Consider the following 23,839-nt stretch of genomic DNA (forward strand, 5'->3'; position numbering starts at 1 on the left):
GTAAATGATGCAATTTAAGGCTATTAGTAACATTACGATATCTGCATTAATGTTTGCGTTGGCGGGGATGATTGTCAAATATGTCTCTTACAAAATGGATATTTTGTCCTTGGTCTTTTGGCGCAATGTGTTCAGCTTTATTCTTGTATCTTTTGTTGGTCTGGTGTCTGGGAAGTTCAGCTTAAAATCTGAAAGGAAAGGCCTCCATGCACTTCGATCATTTTTTACCTTTTGTGCATTGATTACCTACTTCTATGCTGTTAAACATACTGAGTTGAGCACTGCAGTATTGCTTCAGCAAACATCACCAATATTTGTCCCAGTCATTGCACTGCTGGTACTTAAGAGAATGTCAGATCGCTATGTTTGGATAGGAACTATCATCGGATTCATTGGTGTGGCGATGACCAGTGGCGTGGCGACACATAGCATCAATGGTGGTGATTTATCAGGCATCATATCTGGAGTAATGGGCGGTGCCGCAACGATCACCATATGGATGATGTCAGACACAGAAACCCCTTTTAGCCAAATGCTCTTCTTTTCTCTCTATACCTTAATATATTCGATGGTATTTCTTCCATGGGTATGGGATTCATTTAGTCTTTCACTTCTTCCATTGCTATTTATGCTTGGGGTGGTTACCACTCTCGCACAATACTTTCTGTCTACTGCATGTTCGTATGCGTCAACTGATAAAATTGTGTCTTGGACTTACCTGTCAGTAATATTCGCTGGTTTATTTGGTTATGTTGGTTGGGGAGAGAAATTATCATTTAGCATGTTGTCTGGAATGATATTGATTATCATCGGAGCCAAAATCACCTTAAAAAGAATCTAGCTAAAGCATCTTTAATAATCTTGGTACACGCCGTCAGTCGTACTTTATTCATTATGCAATGTCCGCTTTTGGCACAGGCAGTGTGAAAACTCGGATTGCTGACAGAGAGTCACGCGTTTGGACGATTTCTTAGAAAATTTGCATAGAAAGAGGATGCAGATTTTAAGTAAAAACGCTGGTGTCAGCATCTTTTGAATTCACGTCTCAAGCTTAAATCGTTTTCACACAGCCTGGGCACACAGCAGTCGTTCCGATGTATGGCCTTACGCCAGCCAGCGCTTCCGTATTTCAGTTGCACAATTGAAAGCTAACTTTGGGCGTATAAAGAAACTGGCCCTGAACTGGGCCAGTTGATCGACGTCTGTTTCAGATGTGAAAAGCGATACGTTTGCCAGTCGGCAGCTCAACATCAAGGCTGAGTTTTCCTCCCATTGCCTCAATGTAGCGCTTGAGCGTTGCTAACTTCAGCTCGTTCCCGCGCTGTTCCAGCTGCGTGATAGCCGGTTGGCTGATCCCCATCGCTTCTGCCACATTTTTCTGCGACAGTTGCAGCTCTTCACGCATCATCTGCAAGCCCGTTTCGAGGATCATCTCGTCTGCAATTTCACGGATGCGTGCCTGGCTCTCAGGAGAGCGTGCGGCAATTGCATTGTCCAGCGTTCTCATTTCTTTCCCTCCATCGTTTTCAGGTGCGCAGTGAACTCGTCATCAGCGATGCTGATCATGCGCTCATAAAATTTTTTATCGTTACTTTTATCGCCGGCACAAAGTATGATTGCCCGGCGAATCGGGTCGAATGCAAAGAATGCTCGAACCGGTTTCCCCGCGTACTGCACGCGCAGCTCTTTCATATTTTTGTGCCGGGACCCTTTAACAGTGTCTGCGTAAGGCCGGGACAGCGACGGACCGTAAGTCTGCAAATTCAGCAGGTCCGCAAGTATCTTCTCCTGCAGACCTTCTTCCTGTTCTTCCAGCCAGGCGTCAAAAAGGTTCCCGAATTCAACCGTCCACATAGCACGCCCTATAAGTTACAGCTTATAAAGTATATGATATAAGCCACAGCTTATGCAGTCAAGACGGTTACCTGTATTTTGCAAGCAGGCTCGAGGCAAGGATAATGCGGCTGATATGTATTTATTTAACCCGCCCACGGCGTGGCAGTTTGTACTGCGTCTAAACCGCTTCTTCTCGAGCCATGCGTCATTTCCACCGCAGTAACATCATACAGGCAAAGGAAAAGCCACTCCGACAATACATATCTGTATCAATGTACCCCGAGACTTTTATATTTAATCTCTCAAATGCAGCTTGTGTGGGCTAACTGAAGTAAAGAAAAGCCCGGCAGTGGTGGCTACCGGGCTGGGCACGATCCTGTGCCAAACATTTTTCCAATGAGAGCAGGTCCATATCACAGGGAAGTAATAAGAGACATTTAGATAATAGACTAAAATTTCCCTGATGCATGAGAAGCGGAAAAAGCGTGGTTTTTGAGCATTAATGCTCGTCATAATCCCCGGTATTCATTCGTACGACTCGATGGTGCTTCTGTCTGAATCTCTTTGTTAATACTGTAAATCAAGGGTGTCTCGCCGGTTATATTAATGAGCTCATAGATTCAGAGACTTATCAGCCCGTCCCATCGATAAAAGCTAATGTGAAATTCCGACATCAATTTTGAAAACACCTTAAAAGCCCGGTCTGACTGCCACTCCTGTTGACTATGAAAGTAAGCCTGCATTATAAATGATTAGCAACTTTAATGTATTGCAGCCCAGATTCAGATCTTAGAGGAGAAGCCATTATGAAGTTCACCTATTATCTCAGTCCTGCTGAAGACGATAAGGGGTTCCGCTTTTTACACAACGCTACCAGCAAGATCTATCTGCAAAATAAAGAAACCATGCTTCCGCTTGGCAGACACGAGCAGTTCAGAGTTGTGCTCGATATTGCGAGAGGAATGGCCAGAAAAGTGACGCCCTGTCCCAAATGTGTCCTCAGAAGAAGGCTGTATAACCTTGCGCCATCAAAACGGGTTCCGGTCCCTGTACGTCATTCAGATAAAAAGTAAAGCGGCACATCGGCACTCTGCAAATCATGAGCAACAGAATGACTGTCGTGCTGAGTGCCTGTTCTGAGATGCCAGGTTCGAACAGACACTCTTCCATTCATTATATGCTCAGCTGGCCTCAGCGCTTTTATCGGGCGAACGGTCATCGTCTGAAAGTAATGACGATAAGCTTTCCCCGCGTAACTCAATGTGCCTGATTGGGAACGCAAAGCTGATTTCCCGCTCTTCAAGCGCAGCCATCAGGTTCAGGTTGATTTCCTGCTGGATATCCATGTATTTGTTGTAATCAGCGTCCAGCACGAAGTACACCACTTCAAAAGTCAGCTTCGAATCTTCAAACGCCAGAAAATGCGCGCGATCGAATCGAGTCGCGTTGACCGAGGAGATGATATCCCCCACCAGCCCTGAAACCTGACGCACTTTTTCAGACGGCGTTTCGTAACTGATCCCGAATTTAAAGACGATGCGCCTTTGCTGCATTCTCTTGTAGTTGTGGATCGTCTGCTGCAGCAGAATAGTATTAGAACAGATGACCTGCTCGCCACTCAGGCTGCGAAGACGAGTGGTTTTCAGGCCAATATGTTCGATGGTGCCCGCAATATTGCCGAAGACGATAAAATCCCCGTGTTCGAAGGGCTTATCAAATCCGATGGCCAGTGAGGCAAAAACGTCGCTGAGAACGGTCTGAATGGCCAGAGCAATGGCAATCCCCCCGACCCCCAGACTTGCCACCAGCGCGGTAATATTGATGCCCATGTTGGACAATATGGCAAGGAAGGTTACGACCCACAGCATGATCCTGAGGAGTACGCCGAGTATTACGGTCGTGACGGGATTGCGGATGTGTAGCGGGTCGCGCAGCAGGCTCTGCAACCAGAGGCGAATACCGCTATCTGTCCATAACGCGAGCTGGAACAACAGCGCCAGGAACCATCCGTGCCCAACGGCATTTTCCCAGGAATCCGGCAGGTCAATAAATTTGAGAGAGATTAAAAATGAAAATATAAGCAACAACAACTGACTGGTATGATTGAGCAACTCGACAATAACGCCAGCCAGTCTGATATTCCGGCCTTCAGAATAGCGAGAAATACGCCGTGAGCAGAACTGAATAACGCTCCTGAGTATCACGTAAATAACTATGGTACCAATCAGAATTGTAGCAACCATTAGCCAGATATCAGGATTTAAAAGTTTATCCTGAAGGTATTGATAAGATACTATTTTCTCAATCATGTATTCCTCATAAAATGCCCGAACTCATAAAAACCATATTAAGGCTAGCAAGAAAATATGAATTTTCAATGAAGTAGTTCTTCCTGGCGGCAGAGTAATCGCTTAAGACTATTTAAAAATTTTATATCAAAGAGAATCGGTGCTCAGACTTAACACAAGCGTTTTATGTTCTGCTATTTCTCATCCGGATAAGAATTTCATGTCTGAAATCGAATCGCGGGCTCGGTGAACCTCATCCGGAGTTATCTCTCTGAGCGTCATTCTGGTGATGGATAGGGGTATCTGGACCGAAACACAACACTCCAGCAGACGATCACCAGACATCGTACCTCACCTCTGGTCGTGATGGCAGGGCATGGGGAGAGATGGTAAGGTGCGCTTTTTTATCATCCGGACGATAACGTTTTATGAAAAAACTGTTCCATTCCCCGCTGGCACCTGGCTTATTGCTCATTCTGCTCTCTGTTACTGCAGTCGTCATGGAGAACACTGCCGCCGCAGGTGTCTATCATCAACTGGTCCACGCTTCAGTGGGGGGATGGCCGGCTGAAAAGCTTGTCAATGACGTGCTGATGAGCGTTTTCTTTTTGCTTGTCGGCCTTGAAATTAAGCGTGAACTGCTCTCTGGCAAGCTTTCACAGTGGGATCAACGCGTCCTCCCTTGCGCCGCAGCACTCGGAGGAATGCTGGTTCCCGCGGCCTGCTTTATGTTTTTTAATCAGGACAATCCTCAGGCTCTGAACGGCTGGGCCATCCCCTCAGCCACTGACATCGCCTTTTCTCTAGGTGTGCTCGCCATGCTGGGAGACAGAGTCCCCCCTTCACTCAAGGTGTTTCTGACCGCACTGGCTATCATTGATGACTTGGGTGCGGTGATCATCATCGCGGCCTTTTACACTCACAGCCTCAGTATGATGATGCTAGGAGGAGCCACAATGGTTACGTTATGCCTGATCATCATGAACAAATCAGGGGTGAAGTCGCTGTCTGCTTATTTGGTCACTGGCATTTTACTGTGGTATTTCGTTTATCACTCCGGCGTTCACGCCACGGTGGCTGGCGTCATTCTGGCGCTTTGCATTCCGCACTCCGCCAGCGCTCGTGCGCAATTTTCCCCACTCACTCGCCTTGAAGTCAGGCTCTCGCCCTGGGTTGCTTTCCTCATCGTGCCGGTGTTTGGCTTTGTGAACGCCGGGGTGAATCTGCAGGGCATTTCTGCTGAACAGATCTTTTCCCCCGTTCCGGTGGGCATCGCACTGGGGCTGTTTGTAGGTAAACAACTGGGCGTGGCCAGCGTTTCATGGTTGCTTATCAGGTTACGAATGGCGCGGTTGCCTGAAGGGGCGACGGCCATCCAGTTTTATGGCGTGGCCATTCTGTGTGGAATAGGGTTTACCATGAGCCTCTTTATCGGAGGTCTGGCTTTCCCGGGCGATAGCGTTCTGCAAAGTGAGCTTAAAATCGGTGTACTGGCAGGCTCATTATTGTCGGCGATTGCCGGGCTGATTTTTCTGAAACTGGCGACACTCCGTCGCGTGAGTGAGCAGGTAGCATAATTGTTCTGTCGTCTCTGCCTGGCCGGTAATTCGCTTGCATCCCTGCATTCCGGGAGTTCCCGTGGATAACATTTTTCAGCACGCGCCATCCAGACTGAGGGTCATTATCCACCTTTGTGGCTTTCTGGTGATGCTTTACAGCCTCACGATGCTAGTGCCGGCTCTGATTGCTCTGTTTAATCGCGATCGAAGCTACCTGGATTTCTTATCAACGTTTGTACTTTTCTTCAGCGGAGGTGGGGGGGTGTGGGTCATGACCCGTTCTCCCGGATTGCAGTTGCGCACTCAGGATGGCTTCATCATTATTGTGCTTTTCTGGTTGCTGTTTTCGATCATCAGCGCCATGCCCTTCTGGCTGAATGATTCGCTGGGTTTCAGTTTCGCCGATGCCATGTTTGAGGGCGTGTCAGGCATTACGACGACGGGAGCCACCGTTGTTGAAAGTGTCAGTTCCCTCCCGAAAGCTTATCTCCTGTACCGTGCCCAGCTGAATTTTATTGGCGGACTGGGGGTCATTGTTCTCGCTGTGGCGGTGCTTCCCTTGCTGGGCATTGGTGGAATGAAACTTTATCAGTCCGAGATGCCCGGTCCGTTCAGGGAAGAGCGTCTCACTCCCCGCCTTGCAGATACCGCTAAAAGCCTCTGGCTGGTTTATACCGCCCTGGGTGTCAGCTGCTCTCTGGCTTACTGGATAGCAGGTCTACCGATTTTTGATGCTGTATGTCATGGGTTATCCACGGTTTCCCTGGGAGGATTTTCCACCCACAGTGAAAGTCTCGGCTTCTACAAAAGCCATGCTGCTGAAATAGTTGGCGGGGTGTTTTCACTGCTGTCCGCGCTGAATTTCACCCTCTGGTATATGGCGCTGATAAAACGGACGTTCAAACCCTTCAGAAATAATGCAGAACTTCGCTTTTTCCTGACGGTTGTGGCGGTTATCGTGCTAATCACAGCCTGGCAAATCTGGCATGCCGGTATGTATAACGTTACTGACAGCCTGGTCCATGCCTTCTTCCTGACCAGCTCGATGATAACGGATAACGGTCTGGCGACAGCCGACTATGCTAACTGGCCCTCACATACCATCATCTTTCTGTTAATCGCCAGTTTTTTTGGCGGATGTGTGGGTTCAACCTGCGGTGGAATTAAAGCGCTTCGTTTCCTGGTACTTTTTCGTCAGAGTCGACAAGAGGTACATCAGCTGGCGCATCCACGCGCGCTCCTCAGTGTCCGGGTGGGCAACAGCGTGGTCAGTGACCGGGTGCTTCGTTCTGTCTGGAGCTTCTTCTTTCTGTATGTTTCGGTGACGGTGATTCTGGTCTGGCTTCTGAACATGATGGGCTATGATCTTCTGACCTCCTTTGCCACCGTTGCTGCCTGCATCAACAACATGGGACTTGGCTTCGGTGAGACGGCATCAACATTCGGCACGCTGAACGACACGGCTAAATACCTGATGTGTGCCGCGATGCTGATGGGGCGTCTGGAAATCTATCCGGTGCTCATCCTGTGTTCACGCTTTTTCTGGCGATCGTGAAAAGCCTCATCAATCATCTTTTGTTTTTTGTGAAAAAAGAGGCGCGCCCAGCGCCTCTTATCGATAACATTCGTGACTAGCGAACAATATGCAGGAAGTGAAGATGCTTCTCATACTGATCGAGAATGTCGTGAATGATCTGCTCCTGCGTCCAGCCCATGACGTCATAGTCCTGACCGCCTTCTTTCAGATAAACCTCAGCGCGGAAGTACCTGTGCTCTTCATCCCGATCCGCGTCGGACATGCCCGCCAGCGCGAAGGCCGGCTGCATGTATGAGCGCAGCCTGACCTGATAGACAAAGTTCAGCTCGTTGCCAAGATCAACTTCAAAGTGCAGCCCATCATCGGCATCGGTCAGGGTGTGCGAAACGGTGTTCTGTTTTGCCAGCTCCTGCTCAACCATTTCCATCGCGGGGTGGATCACCTCAGCCATGAAGCGTTTCACGTGTGAACGCTTCGGGAAGTAAGCGATGTTACGCAGCCTGCGCTGCCATGGGATGGGGTTGCGGGCAGCCGTGGGCGCAATGGTCGCGATTTGTTTGCTGTCACGCTTCCAGGCATCGACCCGAAGCGCCTTCATGAGGCCATAAATTGACATCAGCAGAATCACGGCGAAGGGAAGGGCGCTGGCGATAGTCACCGTCTGAAGCGCTTTCATGCCACCGGCAAGCAACAGCGTCACGGCCACCACGCCCATGAGCCCCGCCCAGAATATACGCTGCCATACCGGGGTCTGATCCGTGCCTCCGGAGGCCAGCGTGTCAACGACCATGGCCCCCGAGTCTGCGGACGTGACAAAAAACACCACAACCATGGCCATGGCGATAAACGACAGCACGGAACTGAACGGGAAATGCTCCAGGAAATTAAATAACGCCAGCGTCTGGTCAGACTGAACGGTCTCAGCCAGGTCTCTTGCCCCTTCCTGCATGATAAGCCAGATGGCACTGTTGCCAAAAAAGGTCATCCACAGCAGCGTAAACCCCGCAGGCACAAACAGTACACCGGTGACAAATTCACGTATGGTTCGGCCTCGTGATACACGTGCAATGAACATCCCGACAAAAGGTGACCAGGCCAGCCACCAGCCCCAGTAAAACAGCGTCCACCCGCCCAGCCATTTGCTTGACTTAGGCTCATAGGCATACAGGTTAAAGGTCTTCGTCACCAGTTCTGAAAGATAACCGCCGGTGTTTTCCACAAACGATTTCAGCAACAGAACCGTCGGACCGAGCGCACCGACGAGGATGAGCAGTAGCACCGCGAGGCTCAGGTTGATCTCGGAGAGGATGCGAATGCCTTTATCAAGCCCAGACACCACAGAAAGCGTGGCAAGCGCCGTGATGACGACAATCAGGATCACCTGCATGGTTTCATTGACCGGCAGGCCAAACAGGTGATTCAGTCCCGCGTTCACCTGCAGCACACCGTAGCCCAGCGACGTCGCCACGCCGAGCACGGTTCCGATCACAGCAAAGATGTCAACCGCATGCCCCATCCAGCCGTAAATTCGGTCACCGATAAGTGGGTAAAGGGCAGAGCGAAGCGTCAGCGGCAGTCCGTGGCGGTAGCTGAAAAAGGCCAGTATTAGCGCCACAATGGCGTAAATAGCCCAGGCATGAAGCCCCCAGTGAAAGAACGTGATGCGCAGCGCTTCTTTTGCTGCCTGCACCGTTTCAGGCGAACCGGAAGGCGGTGCCATGTAGTGCATCACGGGTTCCGCCACGCCAAAAAACATCAGCCCGATGCCCATACCGGCTGAAAAGAGCATGGCAAACCACGAGTGATAGCTGAAGTCGGGTTCGGCGTGATCGGGGCCGAGCTTTATATCCCCGTACCGGGAGAGCCCCAGATACGCGACCGTCAGCAGAATAAGCGCAACAGCAAGAATGTAAAACCAGCTGGCGTTAGCAAAGAGCGCGTTTTGCAGTGCGCTTAGCTGAATATCAGCCTTTTCTGGGAAAAGGGCGGCAAAAGCCACCAGGATAAAAATAAGCGCAGCGGATGTGAAAAATACCGGCGGATTGATATGGCTCCGTTTGGCCTTCAGGTCGGATTCGGGAGAGGTCATAACGTTCCTGTACAGATTGAATGAAGTCTAAATGTAACAATCAGTATGGAACAGTAAAACCCTTACGCCAGCAAGCGAACGCTAATTGACCAGTTCTGTACTTTCTTTCAGCCTGCTGCAGGGGCTAACCGCTGGTGCTGCTCCCGGGGGACGGTTCAGCAAACTCGCTGGCCAGACTCTCCAGGATCTGTTTATCGCCACTGTAAGTCAGAACCTGATTTGCCCGTTCAAGTGCCTGTCTGGAATGGCGCCGGGCCTCCGTTCCGTAACGCTCGGGTCGGACATTCGCCAGCGCCATCAGCGCCTTCTGTAGCCGGATATGTACCTCAACCAGGGCCGCTCCATCACGGGCGATAGGCGTAAAAATATCATCAAACAGGTCGCTGACATCAGCCTGCCGCAGGAAAAGCCGGAAGTGGGGCGTGTCTGCGCCTTTTGCCTCTTCTGGCTGGCTGAACAACCTGACAGCGCGGCCAATGATGTCGATGGCCGTTCCGGGATCGTTTACGGCGGGTGAAAGCGCACGCGAGGCGATTTCCGACAGAACACTCAGCCCAAATCGCGGGTCCTGATCGAACGATCGCTGCTCTCCCACCGTGAAAGCCTTTCTCAGTTCACCTGACTGCTCCGGGGACAATGTCTGACGGCTCCACAGTAATGGTGACGTTAAATGGACAAAGGCGCCAGGCTGAGCATTTAGGTACAGCCATGTGCTGTGCTTTTCAGCCAAGTCAGAAAGTTGCTGCAGATCGACATGCTGCAGGTAACCCACGCAGTCTGGATAAAGGGGGATATCAGTGCTGCGAACATCCTCGCCATGCCAGGGTGAGCATCCCATGCAGGGATCCCTTATCCAGGCTGCAAGTGCCGCTACCGTCGCATCTTCTACACGCTGGGACGTTTCCGCCATTCGTCCGAACTGCGCGAGATGCTGGATCCAGCGTAGCAGCGTGATGACGATCATGACGATAACCATCAGCGTGACAAAGAAAAGGACAACCCGACCCTGTGTACCGTATGCGCCCATACCCAGTGCCACTATACCCACAAGGCTGTAGAGGAAGGAGCCTATAAAGGTAGCGAGAACGTTCTGCGTCGTGCGGTCTTCCAGAAGCAGCCGGGTCGCCCTCGGCGTCACGCTGCTGCTGGCTGTGTTATATGCAGACACCATGATATTCAGAGAGAAAGTGGTGACAGCCAGCATACTGGACGCAAGAATGCCGAGGATCTTATCCACGGCATCGGTACCAATGATGCCGGATACCGGTTCAGGGATAAAAGATTTAATGCCGATGGCGACCAGCGCCGTTAAAACGGCAAGCACAGCAAAAAGCGTACTTCGGAACCACAACTGTCGCGTCAGCTGACTCAGAATCCACTGCGTTTTTGACATCCCTGTATCCTGAATGTTGAGAGAACTTTAAAATTTGAGAAGATAAAAACTGTGCTTTCTCACGAGTGGCAACGTTATCTTCGTTCCTGAATCTCTGTGGTGAATGGCAAGCAAGGCAGCCTATTGCCTGCCGTTTCCCGGGAGCATGCCACGCACGCCAGTTTTGCGTTTCAGCCACAGCGCGTTTTACGCAGCAACTTAGCGGCGTCCTGAGTTATCGCCTTAGCTGGCAAATCTCCTGTTGAAGCCTTCATGTGCTCAAGCTCATAAAGAATATTTTCTCTGCTGATGGGGAGCCCTTTTGCAGCCAGGGCAATGACAGCGGTTCCGATGGCACATCCAATCAGGCCTGTTCGGTCATGTTTTCGATGAGTCATAGCGTGATTAGGGTTCTGTTCTGAGTGAACTTACAATATAGAACGAAACGGGAGGCTTTTCCGGTTCAAACGGGGGCTATTACACCTGCGTATACACGAGCGTTATGTATACGTCACAGATTCGGGACTGGGTGGTTTGTTAATTCACGACCTAATTTCCGGTAAAACAATACGAAGGCTGTCTGGAAGTAGCCTGCTGCGCAAACCCGAACGAATCGACCAGAAAGGTTACAGGGGGCGAATTCTTGAGGATAAAAACGGAAAACGGCCCAGCGTGCACATTGATGTTATTGAAGTCAGTCCTGACGGCAAATGGCTTTACTATGCGACGCCGACGGGTCCCCTCTACAGAATCCCCACCGCATCATTACACGATACCGGGTTGAGTAACGATGCACTGGAGAGGCGTATCGAAAAGTAGCGGATATTCCTTCTGTCGGTGGGTCCGCCATCGATGCTGCAGGAACTATTTATCTCTCAAATGTGGAGAAACGTTCGGTTGATAAACTGCTGCCTGATGGCAGGCTGGAGACGCTTGTTCAGGATGAAAAGCTGATAACACCCGATGCGCTGGTCATTTCTGAAGGCTGGATTTATGTGCCCGCTCCCCAGATTGAATACGTGGCAGACAACAATAAAGGTAAAGATAAAACGCTTGGGCCCTGGAAAATTTACCGCTTCGTATATACTTCCTGATATATGTTTCGCTTGGTTTCTTTTTACTGCGATGGGGTAGATGCAGGACCATGAGAGCCTCTTTTTCTAGATGAGCTAGAATTAAAGAGATGTTTACGCTTTCAGACTGAAATCGACTTACCCAAACTTTCAGGAGATCAAATGGCTGACATAAATGAACGCATTGGAATCGTCGAGCAGGCTATTAATGACCTACATCTCGATCTTTATGCATCTAAGGTTGCCATCACTGTTCTGTCCTCAGTGATAGATAAGATGGGTGGTGACCCTGGCTTGCTGGCCAATTCATACGAACCAGAGAAAAGTTCGGCCCCCCTGGTGAAGTTCAATCACCCTGGTCAAGAAGACAATGCTGACGAAATCAGAAAAAGAGTTTTAGCTCTGTTATCGAATCCGGAATAAACGGTGTAACGAAGGGGGCATCATCAAGAAGATACGGGTAGAGCGTGTTGCGATTGAATTATTCTGCGTTCTCATGACTTTGGCTCCATCGTTTTCAGGCCCGGAGCGAGTTTGTCATCGGGAAGGCCGCGTTACCTAAAGCATAGAAAAACACGCTACTGCCGACCACCAGAATAGAGTTGTTGTGACCATCAACCATCGCCGCTGATGCGACAGACTTTATAAGACCCGCAAGTATTAAATTTATGCTTTCAGTTGAAGAAACAAAGCGTACCACCGAATAAAATATCTCAATTGTTTCATGAAAGAATGACAACATAAGCAGCAAGAAAAGGATTCAACATCCGTGACTACCGTAATGGCTGGGAAGAATATCGGACATTTATCTTCATATATCTGCACATAAAGGGTCAAACGAATACAAAAATCAATAAAGTGGGCATAAGCCCCACTTTATTGGATGCAACCTTTACTTCGAATTAAACAGTCAAAGTATTTAAATCAGGAAATCGTCTAATGACTTACCACCGTCAATTGCCGCTTTGATTACTGCCGGTGTCCGCCCTTGCCCGGTCCAGTTTTTTTCTTGACCATCTTCTACATACTTATATTTAGCCGGGCGCGGAGCGCGCTTTGCACGAACTCTGCGTTCAGGTGTCATTGAGCCCAGCAGTTCATTCGGATCTATGCCGTCCTTCAACAACAGCTCACGATACTTGGCCAGCTTTTCTTCTTTCTCTCGGGCAGCAGCCTCACTGGCACTGCTTTCTTCACGGCGTTCAGACACGACAACAGAGAATTTTTCCAGCATTTCTTCAAGATCGGAAAGCGCGATTTCACGGGCCTGCGCGCGCAGCGTGCGAATATTGTTTAATGCCTTCAGTGAATCACTCATGAATATCTCCTGGTATCTTTTATCTAAACGGATTAGGATTTAAAAAATTAATCACTGTGAGATAAATGGGGTGCATCCCTACAGCATGTATATTAAAATTAAAACACAACTGAGTGTGTTTTAAAAGTCTTGAAAACGTTAAGTTATGACAAATTTTCATTTGAGATGAAATCCCTGATCTACATCGCTCATAATGATAATAACCTCGCACTTATCTGCGAGTCAGTACTAATTGATGTCAATTTTGCAGTCAAAGATTAAACTAGTTTCATGTTAATTATCATCTGCTCCCTACGATATGATTTCTGCATCAGCACTCTATAAATCAAATGACATTTCTGCTTTTTAGGCGCATTAGCTCTGTCAAGGTAGAATTATTTCATGAGCTTTTATTTCGCTACATCCGCACATGAGGGGCTTACGCGGAGGGATTCTTCTGAGTTCAAATCGAGTCTGTTTTGTACAGGAGATGAGTAACATCCAGAAATCTGGCGCTGGATGTTACTCGTGTTCCTGAAATCAGGCAGGGACGGACAGGGCTTTTGGACTCCGCGCCCAGACCCGATGGGCTTTCATTGCATCGATAAAGGTATTGAGCACGGTGCTGTCTGAGCTTTGACCCGTTACAATGCCATCCTCATCCTCATCGTCTTTCAATACAAATTGCGCTTTGAATCGCCGCGCTTCTCCGCTCAGGCCAATGACTTTAAGGTGCTTGTAAGCTTCCAGTAAAAAGTAGCGGCTGTCCCCGCTTAACAGCAGCGCATCAATATTACCGTCAGGTACAAACACCGCATCAAATGTCAGCGACGGCAGTCCGGTAAATGTCGCATCGACCGGCAATACCGAACCGTCATCAGCCAGAACCTGTCCCATGTGAGCTGCCAGCAATTTTGTGTGCACACCCGCAGCCTTCAGCGCCTGCAAAACCGCCAGAACATCGGCCGATTTCACGCCATCGCTTAACAGCAATGCAACCTGGCGGCCTTTAATATCTCCACTGGGTACCGCATACAAACTCAGGCTGTCGTCATTTTTCAGGCCGTTGACCTCTGGAGCGGGGGGCGTTTTCAACTGGTTCTCAGTTAATTTAATCCCCAGGTTTTCGGCTACCCCCTGTGCTAATGCAATGTCGATATTTAAGAGGTGGTCCACCACGCGCTCACGAATATAGGGGCGGGCGACTTTACTTAGCTCGAAGGAATAGGCGCCAATGATATGCTGCTGTTCGACAGGCGTCTGGCTTAACCAAAACAACCTTGGCTGCGAGTAATATTCGCCAAAAGATGGGCTCCGCTCGCGTACTTTGTGCCCTTCAATGCGCTCCTGATAGCTCTCAAAACCGCCACCTTTGGCGGACGGGGGCGTTTCACGCGGCCAGTTATCATTGATTGAGTTAGGCTCATAATTTGCCGGATTCGTGTCAATATCCTGGCGATGCATGCCCTGCCGCTGGAAATTGTGGTAGGGGCAAACCGGGCGATTAATGGGAATTTCATGGAAATTAGGGCCGCCAAGGCGACTAATCTGCGTGTCAGTGTAGGAAAAGAGTCTGCCCTGCAACAAAGGATCATTGGTGAAGTCCAGACCTGGCACGATATGTCCTGGATGGAATGCCACCTGTTCCGTTTCCGCGAAGAAATTATCCGGGTTGCGGTTCAGCACCATCTTGCCCACAATTTCTACCGGCACCAGCGCTTCAGGAATCAGTTTGGTCGCATCAAGGATGTCAAAATCGAACCTGAACTCATCCTCTTCAGGAATGAGCTGCAGGCCTAACTCATATTCCGGAAAATCACCTGCTTCAATGGCTTCCCACAGATCACGTCGGTGAAAATCAGGATCACGCCCGGTCAGTTTTTGCGACTCATCCCAGAGTAAAGAGGCTTTTCCTGCAACAGGCTTCCAGTGAAAGCGGACGAAGGTTGCTTTACCCTCTGCATTTACGAGTCTGAACGTGTGAATGCCAAAACCTTCCATTGTGCGATAGCTTCGCGGAATTCCGCGATCGGACATCGCCCAAATCACATTATGCAGGGTCTCGGGTTGCAGAGAAACGTAATCCCAGAAGGTGTCATGCGCCGATTGCCCCTGCGGGATTTCGTTGTGCGGTTCCGGCTTCACTGCATGGACAAAGTCCGGGAACTTATGTGCGTCCTGGATGAAAAACACCGGCGTATTGTTACCCACTAAATCAAAAACACCTTCTTCGGTATAAAACTTAGTGGCAAACCCGCGAATGTCGCGCACGGTGTCAGCCGAACCGGCGCCGCCCTGAACTGTGGAAAAACGCACAAACACGGGCGTGATTTGTTCCGGGTCAGACAGAAAATGCGCCTTGGTCAGGTCACTTAACGCACGATAAGGCTGGAAGTATCCATGCGCCGCCGAGCCGCGTGCATGCACAATACGCTCGGGTATGCGCTCATGGTCAAAATGCGTAATTTTTTCTCGCATGATGAAGTCTTCAAGCAGAGTGGGGCCTCGTTCACCTGCGCGTAAAGAGTTCTGATCATTGGCAATCCTTGTTCCCTGATTAGTCGTGAGTGACTGATCAGCACCATTTTTACGGTGCTCCTCAAGTTGATTCAATTTAGGATTCTGCGTTCCAGGCGCCTTAAGGCTTCCCGGTGCTGTAGGTTGTTTTCCCGGTGGTGTCGGTTCTGCTGCAGGTTGATGTGACCCATCTGCAGGTGCCAGAGAACCCAGTGAAGGCTGCGATGATTCCGGGCCTTTAGATGGGGCCCGATGCGTTAGTTCTTTATTTTTACCTGGCTTCGACATTGTATTGTTCCTTTTCCAGCAGTTATTGACCCCACTAAATATAGGTCAAAAACAAACATCGACCATTTTCGGCCACAATATTACTCACGTTACGCTTATTTAAATGACGCATTGACGGCGATTAAATGGATGTCAGCAACCGCTTGGGTTAAATAAGAAAATCGGGAGGGGAGGGAGGGCAGTTGATAGTCGAATCACTAAAGTGAAGCGTTACTCCTCGTTCCAGGGCTCAATAATAAGCGAGGCGATAAATCAATTTAAAAACTACTTTTTAGCGATCTACTAAAAGAGATGTAGCGCGCAAAATAATGCCCGTACTCGCCCTGAGAATTGTGCTCTTCAGGGCTGGGCAGGAACATCACTTCAATTTTCGAAGAAGAGTACGATATCAGAGAGGTCTTTCAGTGGTGAGAACCGTATGAGGCTGAGTTTTTCTGCCAATCCGTCCGAATACAGCAGCCAACACGGCCTCGATAATTAATACAAAGAAGGTAAACCAGCTGGCTTTAGCTGTTGCTGCGGCGGCTTTTTCAGCAGCTTCACGTGCTTTTTGCTCGGCCTGTTGTTTCAGCTGTTGAAACTGTGCCACAGCCTTTTGGTAGCTCTCAACCGTCTGGTTTACGATCTGTTCAGCCTCTTGGTCATTCTTGCCGGTACGGGCTTTAATGATGTTCTTGAGCGCCTCCCGATCTGCTGCCTGAAGCGTATCTGAATGACGGTTAATAACCCCGCGGACCCAGTTCACAATGTCATTGTCAGCATTTTGCGGGTTTTGTGCCGTCGCTTTCGCCTGATTTTCTGCGCCATTGGCCTCACTACTGACATCCTGCTGAAGCTTATCCGGTTGAAGTTCGGGCTTGCCTGTCTGCCGAAGGGTGGTTTGTAATTCATTTTGAAGCTGATCCAGATTAATGTTATTTTCCTGAAGCTTCTCTTTGGCCATGTTTCCAATAGACGGCGCTACGGCCGATACGCCACTTCCTAAAGCACTCGCTCCGGCTCCAAGAATATTAAATGCGCCGCCGATGACATTAGTAGCGAGGCTAAACGCAAGCCAAAGGGTGATGATTGTGCTGACACCAAACATCAGTAAACCATGCAGGGCCCCTTCACGTTGCGCCAGCCTACCTGCGACGTAACCGCCTGAAATGATGGCCAGCAGCATGCTAATCCCTGTCCATATCAGCGCACTCGTACCAATGTGTTCAAGAGGATTATTTTCCTGTTGAGGATCGATGACGGATGCGCCTATAGCAGTGCCCAGTAAACCTAATAATATATGAACGATAAGCGCAGCGATAACGCCTGCAAATACAGCACTCCATGAAATACGCTTCAGCGGAAGGCCACGATAAGAGTCTGTTACGATTGCACCATCATTTACCCAGGGTTCGGCCATGATCTTTCTCCGGTAATTTATGATAATTATCCGACAGCTTTAAACAGATGTTATAGTTCAGCGTAGTCATTAAATAACAAGGCCACCAATTTTATTTTGGGTTGCTTGACTGGTTAAACGAGGTGAGCATTAATTATCAGCGAGATGAAAAACAGGAAAAAAAATCCCGCCGAAGCGGGAAGAAGCAGAGCGGGAATTCCTTATCCTTGATTACCCTTACAGTGGAAAATGGAGCACACTTTTCAATATAACGCCTGAGTATAAACTTTCCATTTTTCTTGTGCGCTTTCCCCACTTATCCACTTGACGGCCAGTTTCAGCAATGAACCCATTTGAGTGACTATTTTGCAGAGGAATTTTTAATCGGCACTTTAGGGCGGTTTCACTCACGTTTTAAACATCTAAATAATATAAAAAACTGCACATTATGACGTGCTAAACATCAGCGCGACCTTTAAATAAACTCGCTCAAACAAAAGGTTATGAAATAGCGCTGTCGCTGTCTCTGCAGCCAGATGTTTTTAACTTTCACAGGTTCATCTGCATCACTGCCACCGCCTGGCTTGTTTTTTACGTCATGGCGACCAGGCTTTATGGATTAACCGAGCCACAAGCGCACAGCGTTTTCAAAGCAAGGAGAGACAGATGGGTAAGAAAATAGCGGTACTGATCACCGATGAATTCGAGGACTCCGAATTCACCTCACCCGCCGATGCTTATACTAAAGCAGGCCACGAGGTGGTGACCATTGAGATGCAAGCGGGGAAAACCGTCACAGGTAAGCAGGGTAAAGCAGAAGTCAAAATCGACAGAGATATTGATCACGTCAGTCCTGCAGAGTTCGACGCATTACTTCTGCCAGGCGGCCATTCACCTGACTCCCTGCGCGGTGACGATCGTTTTGTGAATTTCACCAAAGAGTTTGTCGCCAGCGGCAAACCTGTATTTGCCATTTGTCATGGACCTCAGCTGCTTATCAGTGCCAACGGCGTACGCGGTCGCAAGATGACCTGCGTTAAAGCTATCGCCATTGATTTGCGTAATGCGGGCGCTGACTTTTATGACAAAGAGGTTGTTGTGGATGATGACAAACTTGTCACCAGCCGAACGCCAGAGGATCTGCCTGCGTTTAACCGTGAAGCGCTGAGAATCCTCAATGCGGCCTGAGTTTTAAGGGTGCTCTGCAGCTTAACAGTTGGCCGCCAGCCATTGCGGCCACTCATGTCCTGAACACAAAATTGTGCTTCACCATGCAATGTTCGCCTGAAATTCATCTATCAAGGGTAGCGAAATAAAGCGAATCCACCGCACTTCCACGGTTGCACCTGGCCCCTTCCTTTAAAAACTATCCTCACGGATTGCATGACCGAATAAGGAAAAACAATGAGCATAAAAACCAGTGATTTTTTTGTCCAGCGTCTTAAGGAATGGGGTGTGAAACGCATTTATGGTTACCCGGGCGATGGGATCAACGGCGTGCTGGGTGCTATCCAGCGTGCGAACGAGAAAGGCGAGGGTATCGAATTTATCCAGGTGCGACATGAAGAGATGGCCGCCTTTATGGCCGCAGGTCACGCAAAGTTTACGGGGGAGCTTGGCGTCTGCCTGTCCACCGGCGGACCGGGTGCTACACATCTCTTGACGGGACTTTATGATGCAAAGATGGACCATGCCCCAGTGCTGGCTATTGCCGGACAGGCTGAAGCGACGGCGCGAGGCGCCAGTTATCAGCAGGAGATGAACCTGGATCGCATTTTTGCGGATGTGGCCAATTTTGTGCAGGAAGCTGCCGCTCCGGCGCAGGTTCGACACCTTGTTGATCGCGGTGTCCGCATCGCCAAAGCTCAAAATGGGGTAGCGGTGCTCATCATTCCGAAAGATATTCAGGATGAGGAATGGCAGTCACCTCCTCATGTTCATGGATTTACCCACTCGGGGAGCGGTTATCAGAAACCTAAAATCATCCCCTATGAAGACGATCTTGCGCGGGCGGCAGAGGTCCTCAATGCCGGTAAAAAGGTCGCGATACTGATTGGTTCCGGGGCACGACATGCTGCGGTTGAGGTGGTACAGGCGGCCAATCATTTGGGTGCCGGTGTGGCAAAAGCGTTGCTGGGTAAGGATGTGCTGCCCGATGATGCCCCATTCGTGACGGGTTCAATCGGCTTGCTGGGCACCAAACCCTCCTGGGAGTTGATGCAGAACTGCGACACATTGCTCATGATTGGCAGCGGTTTTCCCTGGACAGAATTTTTGCCCAAAGAGGGACAGACGCGAGCCGTGCAGATTGATATCGACCCCGCCATGCTGGGTTTACGCTATCCCTGTGAAGTTCATCTCCATGGTGACGCCGCGGAAACCTTACGCGCACTTTTGCCACTGATTGAGCCAAAAACAGACCGCAGCTGGCAGGAAGACATCGCTGTGCAGGTTCAGGACTGGTGGAAACAGATGGAAGAACGGGCCATGGCGCCTGCCAACCCTGTCAATCCGCAGCGGGTAGTCTGGGAAATGTCCCCCCAGCTACCTGATAATGCCATCGTGACGTCTGATTCGGGTTCCTGCGCCAACTGGTTCGCTCGTGATTATCGCGTGAAGCAGGGCCAGAGAGCCACGCTCTCCGGTGGGCTGGCCTGTATGGGAGCTGCGGTGCCTTTTGCCATCGCAGCAAAGTTTGCCTATCCGGAACGTCCAGTTGTCGCGCTGGTAGGAGACGGTGCCATGCAGATGAATAATTTGGCGGAGCTGATCACGATTCAGAAATACTGGCAGCAGTGGCCAGATGGCCGTTTGATTGTCTGCGTTTTCAATAATCAGGATCTCAATCAGGTGACCTGGGAACAACGCGTCATGGAGGGTAATCCGCGCTTTGAAGCCACGCAACAGTTGCCTGATGTGAAATACGCGGAGTTTGCTGAATCACTGGGGCTGTCAGGCATATACGTCGATAATCCCGATCAGCTTGCCAGCGCATGGCAACGGGCACTCAGTGCTGACCGGCCGGTAGTACTGGAAGTTAAAACCGATCCGGAAGTTGCCCCGCTTCCGCCACACATCACCTTCAAGCAAGCCAAGGCGTTTATGTCATCAATGGCAAAAGGCGATCGTGGTGCGTCTCAGGTCATTAAGGATACGGCGAATCAGTTGTTCACCAGCAAGCGGAAATGAAACCATGTATGCAGTTTGGTTACGCATGGATGAATTCTGCCTTGGCGATGAGCGGTTAACACGTTTTCATCACGCAATGTTAGTTGAGTTAAGCGAGCACCTTTGAGCCAAGACGCGTTGCTCTTCCTTGTATCTGAGATTATGGGGTGATCAGCTACCATGACGCGGAGTGGAGTGAGCTAGAGTTCTCGCTGAGGACAGCGAATGTCTACGAAAAAGGGTGCACTCCAGTGAAGCATTACCCTACTTAACTCAAATTACCCAGGAATCATCTCAAAGCGATTTCGATATATAAGGTTTAACGTTAAATCCATGGTCTGTTACAACTTAAGATGTTACGGTTAATTTGAATTTTAAAATGAATTTCCCCCTGTAATAATTTGCTCCCGCTACGGCGGGTTTTTTTTGACTGTTTGGGGCTTCGCTTAAAAAATAAATTTATAGTAAGCGTGATCCTACCCGCGAATAGTGGACACGAGACTAAGTGAGTAAACTCTCAACCAGAGGTGACTCACATGACAAAAACAGTATCAACCAGCAAAAAGCCCCGTAAACAGCATTCCCCTGAATTTCGCAGTGAAGCCCTGAAACTCGCTGAACGCATCGGTGTTGCTGCCGCAGCCCGTGAACTCAGCCTGTATGAATCGCAACTTTATAACTGGCGCAGTAAACAGCAGCAACAGCTCTCATCCTCTGAGCGTGAAAATGAACTCGCTGCTGAAAATGCCCGTCTCAAACGCCAGCTGGCGGAACGGGACGAGGAGCTGGCCATTCTCCAAAAGGCCGCGACATACTTCGCGAAGCGCCTGAAATGAAGTATGTCTTTATTGAAAAACATCAGGCTGAGTTCAGCATCAAAGCCATGTGTCGCGTCCTCCGGGTGGCCCGCAGCGGCTGGTATGCGTGGGCTCAGCGGCGTGCGAGGCCAAACTCACGCCAGCAGTTCCGTCTGAGTTGTGACAGCGCCGTGCACGAGGCTTTTCACCGGGCAAAACAGCGCTAAGGCGCACCGCGCCTGACCGATGAACTGCATGCTCAGGGTTACCGCTTCAGCGTGAAAACCGTGGCAGCCAGCCTGCGTCGTCAGGGGCTTCGGGCGAAAGCTTCACGGAAGTTCAGCCCGGTCAGTTACCGCGAGCATGGCCTGCCGGTGTCGGAGAACCTGCTGAAGCAGGATTTTTACGCCAGCGGTCCAAACCAGAAATGGTCGGGTGACATCACCTACTTACGTACTGATGAAGGCTGGCTATATCTGGCTGTCGTCATCGATCTGTGGTCACGTGCTGTTATCGGCTGGTCAATGTCATCGCGGATGACGGCACAGCTGGCCTGCGATGCGCTACAGATGGCGTTGTGGCGACGTAAGCGCCCGGAAAATGTCATCGTTCACACCGACCGTGGCGGGCAGTACTGCTCAGCGGATTATCAGGCGCTGCTGAAGCGGCATAACCTGCGCGGTAGCATGAGTGCAAAGGGCTGTTGTTACGATAATGCCTGTGCGGAAAGCTTCTTCCACTCACTGAAAGTCGAATGTATCCACGGTGAACGCTTTATCAGCCGGGAAATGATGCGGACGACGGTGTTTAATTATATCGAGTGTGATTACAATCGGTGGCGCCGCCACAGTGCCTGTGGGGGACTCAGCCCGGAACAATTTGAAAATCTGAATCTCGCTTAGGGCCGTGTCCACATTACGTGGGTAGGATCAGCGAAGCATGTACTCAATCTTGATAATACGCCTTACATGGCATGCCATGAAGAACCAAAAATGAAGACTATTCTATTCCATTGATAATGCTCCTCAAGTTAATCAATTTCTTTTGATGCTAAATTAACCTGTTTGTTTAAGATGATTTTTTATGCCACTTATCGTCATCACCTTTCTCATATTTATGTTTAACAGCGGCCCATGCAACCTTATGAGATACCTCTTCCCGCGAGCTGTTATCACTCCTGTCTTTTTTGTCCTTATACTCGTCCCACGCATTGTTAAATGCCGCGATGTATATGTCCTGCCCATGTGCAGGAAGAACATGCTTTACACTGTCAGGTAGTGAACTTCGTGATTTATAGGGCATGTTTAACCTCCGTTAATATCATCTAATATTCTGGTGCAGCTGAGTTTTTTTTCAAGTGATTCAGACTAGTAAGAAGTCATCTGCCACATAATCTTGGATACCATTAAACATGACATTCTCTTTAAGGGAAGTAAATGAGTAGCAGTCAAGTGGCTGTATTGGAACCCACACATGAAAGATTTAACTATTATTAAAACCTGATCTAAGTGTTATCATCTTGAAAATTGACAGTCCTTAATCCTTTAAGCCTGGGGCTGTAAACAGGCTGAAGCAGGGGAAGAAATGATTTCTTTTACATTGCAGAATTAACCAGACACAGAGTAATCCATCTGCGGAGATCTGATTCTAGAAACGCGGTTTTTGTATTTTTTGGGTGTGACGAGATATATCTGCCTTAAGGCTGGCAGCAATGTCAAACAGGTGTCAGCATTGCCGCCTTGTTTTAGGCTTTGTTTCGTCGGCTTATTTTTCCGCCCTTACGGCCAGCCTCTCTGGCTCGTTCGGGATCGTTCCTGAAATTGCCACCACTCATCATACCGCCTTTACGACCTGCTTCGGCTGCACGTTCACGATCTGAAGCGAAGTTACCAGCGCCGCCTTTGTACGTCTCCATAACTACCTCCTGATTTTGATTTACACAATGTGCAAAAAAAGAATAGCGCTTCAGCGAGACGGCGCAAGAATAGATGAGATCTATTAACGCTTCGCTTTAATAAGTTTAGGAATATTCTTAATTTATAGTTTATTTCATAGCTAAATCTAAGGTTTTCACTTGGACTCTTTAATTTATACTAATGTATTTAGAAGCTAATGAATGCTTTCCCGGATGAGAGCAAACCTTAGCGTGATACGTTTTTCCCTGGTGTTGTCATTTATTTGGCGCCCGCTTCGGCGGGATTTTTTCATTTTCTCAGGTCTAAAGAGGATGATATCCTAGGCCCGCCGGGCAAAAGATTGTTGATTGCCAACTGGTAACCAGGGTGGAGTGATCTGGTATAATTTATTTGATTTATAACTGCGTTGAACTCGCAGTCATTACCGTTAGCAAAATCTGCCGGTCAGATATCATTAACTGAATGAACTGGTTTTCGTTTCAGCTTAAGCAGATTAAGCCATCCAATAATAGATTTTTCTAAGGATCCAGCCAGTTTCTATTTCCATGGAGGGTATAAACATTCCAGCCGAACCTACTCGACTTAATGTTATTAATCTTCCTCCACTTAAATCTTCATTTAGCCGTTGAGATTGCCTCGAAATGTACACTGCCTATCGAAATGATAGTTAACATTCAGCCTACCTCATCCTATATTCTTCAGATTTCATCTTAATAGAATAAGG

18 protein-coding genes and 1 pseudogene are annotated in these 23,839 nt (G+C 49.2%); 9 read left to right on the forward strand and 10 right to left on the reverse strand.

Features of this window, described 5'->3' with window-relative positions; genetic code table 11:
• The first annotated feature begins 4 nt into the window (after nt 1–4).
• Nucleotides 5–841 carry a DMT family transporter gene (locus tag ACXIZX_RS00305; protein WP_479403373.1) on the forward strand — a complete coding sequence of 279 codons (837 nt, stop codon included), beginning with the start codon at nt 5–7 and terminating at the stop codon, nt 839–841.
• Nucleotides 842–1,207: 366 nt separating this feature from the next.
• On the opposite strand, the gene ACXIZX_RS00310 is transcribed toward ACXIZX_RS00305, so the two are convergent.
• A complete protein-coding gene (locus ACXIZX_RS00310) occupies nt 1,208–1,507 on the reverse strand; it encodes a helix-turn-helix domain-containing protein (protein WP_479403374.1) in 300 nt (99 codons plus the stop codon).
• The gene (locus ACXIZX_RS00315; protein WP_479403375.1) at nt 1,504–1,854 is read right to left on the reverse strand and encodes a type II toxin-antitoxin system RelE/ParE family toxin; all 351 of its coding nucleotides are present in this window, start codon (nt 1,852–1,854) and stop codon (nt 1,504–1,506) included. The genes ACXIZX_RS00310 and ACXIZX_RS00315 overlap by 4 nt, the downstream gene beginning before the upstream one ends.
• A 788-nt stretch (nt 1,855–2,642) precedes the next feature.
• Between ACXIZX_RS00315 and ACXIZX_RS00320 the strand changes: the two genes are divergently transcribed.
• Entirely contained in the window at nt 2,643–2,909 is a 267-nt protein-coding gene (locus tag ACXIZX_RS00320) for a hypothetical protein (RefSeq protein ID WP_479403376.1), read from the forward strand.
• Between the two features lie 108 nt (nt 2,910–3,017).
• Here ACXIZX_RS00320 and ACXIZX_RS00325 read toward each other — a convergent pair whose 3' ends face one another.
• Complete coding sequence (locus ACXIZX_RS00325; RefSeq protein ID WP_479403433.1) at nt 3,018–4,142, reverse strand: mechanosensitive ion channel family protein; 1,125 nt, start codon at nt 4,140–4,142, stop codon at nt 3,018–3,020.
• A 410-nt stretch (nt 4,143–4,552) separates the two neighbouring features.
• On the opposite strand from ACXIZX_RS00325, the gene nhaA reads away from it, so the two are divergent.
• Nucleotides 4,553–5,701: a Na+/H+ antiporter NhaA gene (gene nhaA / locus ACXIZX_RS00330; RefSeq protein ID WP_479403377.1), complete on the forward strand. Its 1,149-nt coding sequence runs from the start codon at nt 4,553–4,555 to the stop codon at nt 5,699–5,701.
• Nucleotides 5,702–5,831: 130 nt separating this feature from the next.
• Nucleotides 5,832–7,238 carry a TrkH family potassium uptake protein gene (locus ACXIZX_RS00335; protein WP_479403434.1) on the forward strand — a complete coding sequence of 469 codons (1,407 nt, stop codon included), beginning with the start codon at nt 5,832–5,834 and terminating at the stop codon, nt 7,236–7,238.
• Nucleotides 7,239–7,314: 76 nt separating this feature from the next.
• On the opposite strand, the gene ACXIZX_RS00340 is transcribed toward ACXIZX_RS00335, so the two are convergent.
• Together ACXIZX_RS00340 and ACXIZX_RS00345 are read right to left on the reverse strand one after the other, a co-directional pair.
• A complete protein-coding gene (locus tag ACXIZX_RS00340; RefSeq protein WP_058973803.1) occupies nt 7,315–9,309 on the reverse strand; it encodes a BCCT family transporter in 1,995 nt (664 codons plus the stop codon).
• 124 nt (nt 9,310–9,433) lie between these two features.
• A complete protein-coding gene (locus ACXIZX_RS00345; protein WP_479403378.1) occupies nt 9,434–10,702 on the reverse strand; it encodes a DUF2254 domain-containing protein in 1,269 nt (422 codons plus the stop codon).
• A gap of 860 nt (nt 10,703–11,562) precedes the next feature.
• On the opposite strand from ACXIZX_RS00345, the gene ACXIZX_RS00350 reads away from it, so the two are divergent.
• Entirely contained in the window at nt 11,563–11,775 is a 213-nt protein-coding gene (locus tag ACXIZX_RS00350; protein WP_058973801.1) for a hypothetical protein, read from the forward strand.
• A gap of 141 nt (nt 11,776–11,916) precedes the next feature.
• The gene (locus ACXIZX_RS00355; protein WP_058973800.1) at nt 11,917–12,177 is read left to right on the forward strand and encodes a hypothetical protein; all 261 of its coding nucleotides are present in this window, start codon (nt 11,917–11,919) and stop codon (nt 12,175–12,177) included.
• A gap of 496 nt (nt 12,178–12,673) precedes the next feature.
• On the opposite strand, the gene ACXIZX_RS00360 is transcribed toward ACXIZX_RS00355, so the two are convergent.
• The 3 genes from ACXIZX_RS00360 to ACXIZX_RS00370 all read right to left on the reverse strand — a co-directional run bounded on the left by ACXIZX_RS00360 (nt 12,674) and on the right by ACXIZX_RS00370 (nt 17,255).
• Nucleotides 12,674–13,072 carry an H-NS family histone-like protein gene (locus tag ACXIZX_RS00360; protein ID WP_058973799.1) on the reverse strand — a complete coding sequence of 133 codons (399 nt, stop codon included), beginning with the start codon at nt 13,070–13,072 and terminating at the stop codon, nt 12,674–12,676.
• 519 nt (nt 13,073–13,591) lie between these two features.
• On the reverse strand, nt 13,592–15,856 hold the full coding sequence (katE, locus tag ACXIZX_RS00365; protein ID WP_479403379.1) for a catalase HPII: 2,265 nt from the start codon (nt 15,854–15,856) through the stop codon (nt 13,592–13,594).
• 388 nt (nt 15,857–16,244) lie between these two features.
• Entirely contained in the window at nt 16,245–17,255 is a 1,011-nt protein-coding gene (locus ACXIZX_RS00370) for a TIGR04086 family membrane protein (protein WP_479403380.1), read from the reverse strand.
• 645 nt (nt 17,256–17,900) lie between these two features.
• Between ACXIZX_RS00370 and ACXIZX_RS00375 the strand changes: the two genes are divergently transcribed.
• From ACXIZX_RS00375 to ACXIZX_RS00385, 3 genes and pseudogenes are all read left to right on the forward strand, one after another.
• Nucleotides 17,901–18,422 carry a type 1 glutamine amidotransferase domain-containing protein gene (locus ACXIZX_RS00375; RefSeq protein WP_058974064.1) on the forward strand — a complete coding sequence of 174 codons (522 nt, stop codon included), beginning with the start codon at nt 17,901–17,903 and terminating at the stop codon, nt 18,420–18,422.
• Between the two features lie 216 nt (nt 18,423–18,638).
• A complete protein-coding gene (locus tag ACXIZX_RS00380; protein WP_479403381.1) occupies nt 18,639–20,423 on the forward strand; it encodes a thiamine pyrophosphate-requiring protein in 1,785 nt (594 codons plus the stop codon).
• Between the two features lie 515 nt (nt 20,424–20,938).
• Nucleotides 20,939–22,101: pseudogene (locus tag ACXIZX_RS00385) on the forward strand (IS3 family transposase).
• 166 nt (nt 22,102–22,267) lie between these two features.
• On the opposite strand, the gene chaB reads toward ACXIZX_RS00385, so the two are convergent.
• Together chaB and ACXIZX_RS00395 are read right to left on the reverse strand one after the other, a co-directional pair.
• Nucleotides 22,268–22,501 (reverse strand): putative cation transport regulator ChaB, encoded by a 234-nt coding sequence (gene chaB, locus ACXIZX_RS00390; RefSeq protein WP_479403382.1) that lies wholly within the window; start codon nt 22,499–22,501, stop codon nt 22,268–22,270.
• A gap of 442 nt (nt 22,502–22,943) precedes the next feature.
• Entirely contained in the window at nt 22,944–23,114 is a 171-nt protein-coding gene (locus tag ACXIZX_RS00395; protein WP_479403383.1) for a con-10 family general stress protein, read from the reverse strand.
• Nucleotides 23,115–23,839 lie beyond the last annotated feature (725 nt).

It is taken from the genome of Candidatus Pantoea symbiotica, from assembly GCF_056491525.1.

Excerpts from the sequence above, each read along its gene's own strand:
- ACXIZX_RS00305 (WP_479403373.1), top strand. The coding sequence starts at position 5 with ATGATGCAATTTAAGGCTATTAGTAACATTACGATATCTGCATTAATG.
- ACXIZX_RS00310 (WP_479403374.1), bottom strand. The coding sequence starts at position 1,507 with ATGAGAACGCTGGACAATGCAATTGCCGCACGCTCTCCTGAGAGCCAG.
- ACXIZX_RS00315 (WP_479403375.1), bottom strand. The coding sequence starts at position 1,854 with ATGTGGACGGTTGAATTCGGGAACCTTTTTGACGCCTGGCTGGAAGAA.
- ACXIZX_RS00320 (WP_479403376.1), top strand. The coding sequence starts at position 2,643 with ATGAAGTTCACCTATTATCTCAGTCCTGCTGAAGACGATAAGGGGTTC.
- nhaA (WP_479403377.1), top strand. The coding sequence starts at position 4,553 with ATGAAAAAACTGTTCCATTCCCCGCTGGCACCTGGCTTATTGCTCATT.
- ACXIZX_RS00335 (WP_479403434.1), top strand. The coding sequence starts at position 5,832 with ATGCTTTACAGCCTCACGATGCTAGTGCCGGCTCTGATTGCTCTGTTT.
- ACXIZX_RS00340 (WP_058973803.1), bottom strand. The coding sequence starts at position 9,309 with ATGACCTCTCCCGAATCCGACCTGAAGGCCAAACGGAGCCATATCAAT.
- ACXIZX_RS00345 (WP_479403378.1), bottom strand. The coding sequence starts at position 10,702 with ATGTCAAAAACGCAGTGGATTCTGAGTCAGCTGACGCGACAGTTGTGG.
- ACXIZX_RS00355 (WP_058973800.1), top strand. The coding sequence starts at position 11,917 with ATGGCTGACATAAATGAACGCATTGGAATCGTCGAGCAGGCTATTAAT.
- ACXIZX_RS00360 (WP_058973799.1), bottom strand. The coding sequence starts at position 13,072 with ATGAGTGATTCACTGAAGGCATTAAACAATATTCGCACGCTGCGCGCG.
- katE (WP_479403379.1), bottom strand. The coding sequence starts at position 15,856 with ATGTCGAAGCCAGGTAAAAATAAAGAACTAACGCATCGGGCCCCATCT.
- ACXIZX_RS00370 (WP_479403380.1), bottom strand. The coding sequence starts at position 17,255 with ATGGCCGAACCCTGGGTAAATGATGGTGCAATCGTAACAGACTCTTAT.
- ACXIZX_RS00375 (WP_058974064.1), top strand. The coding sequence starts at position 17,901 with ATGGGTAAGAAAATAGCGGTACTGATCACCGATGAATTCGAGGACTCC.
- ACXIZX_RS00380 (WP_479403381.1), top strand. The coding sequence starts at position 18,639 with ATGAGCATAAAAACCAGTGATTTTTTTGTCCAGCGTCTTAAGGAATGG.
- chaB (WP_479403382.1), bottom strand. The coding sequence starts at position 22,501 with ATGCCCTATAAATCACGAAGTTCACTACCTGACAGTGTAAAGCATGTT.
- ACXIZX_RS00395 (WP_479403383.1), bottom strand. The coding sequence starts at position 23,114 with ATGGAGACGTACAAAGGCGGCGCTGGTAACTTCGCTTCAGATCGTGAA.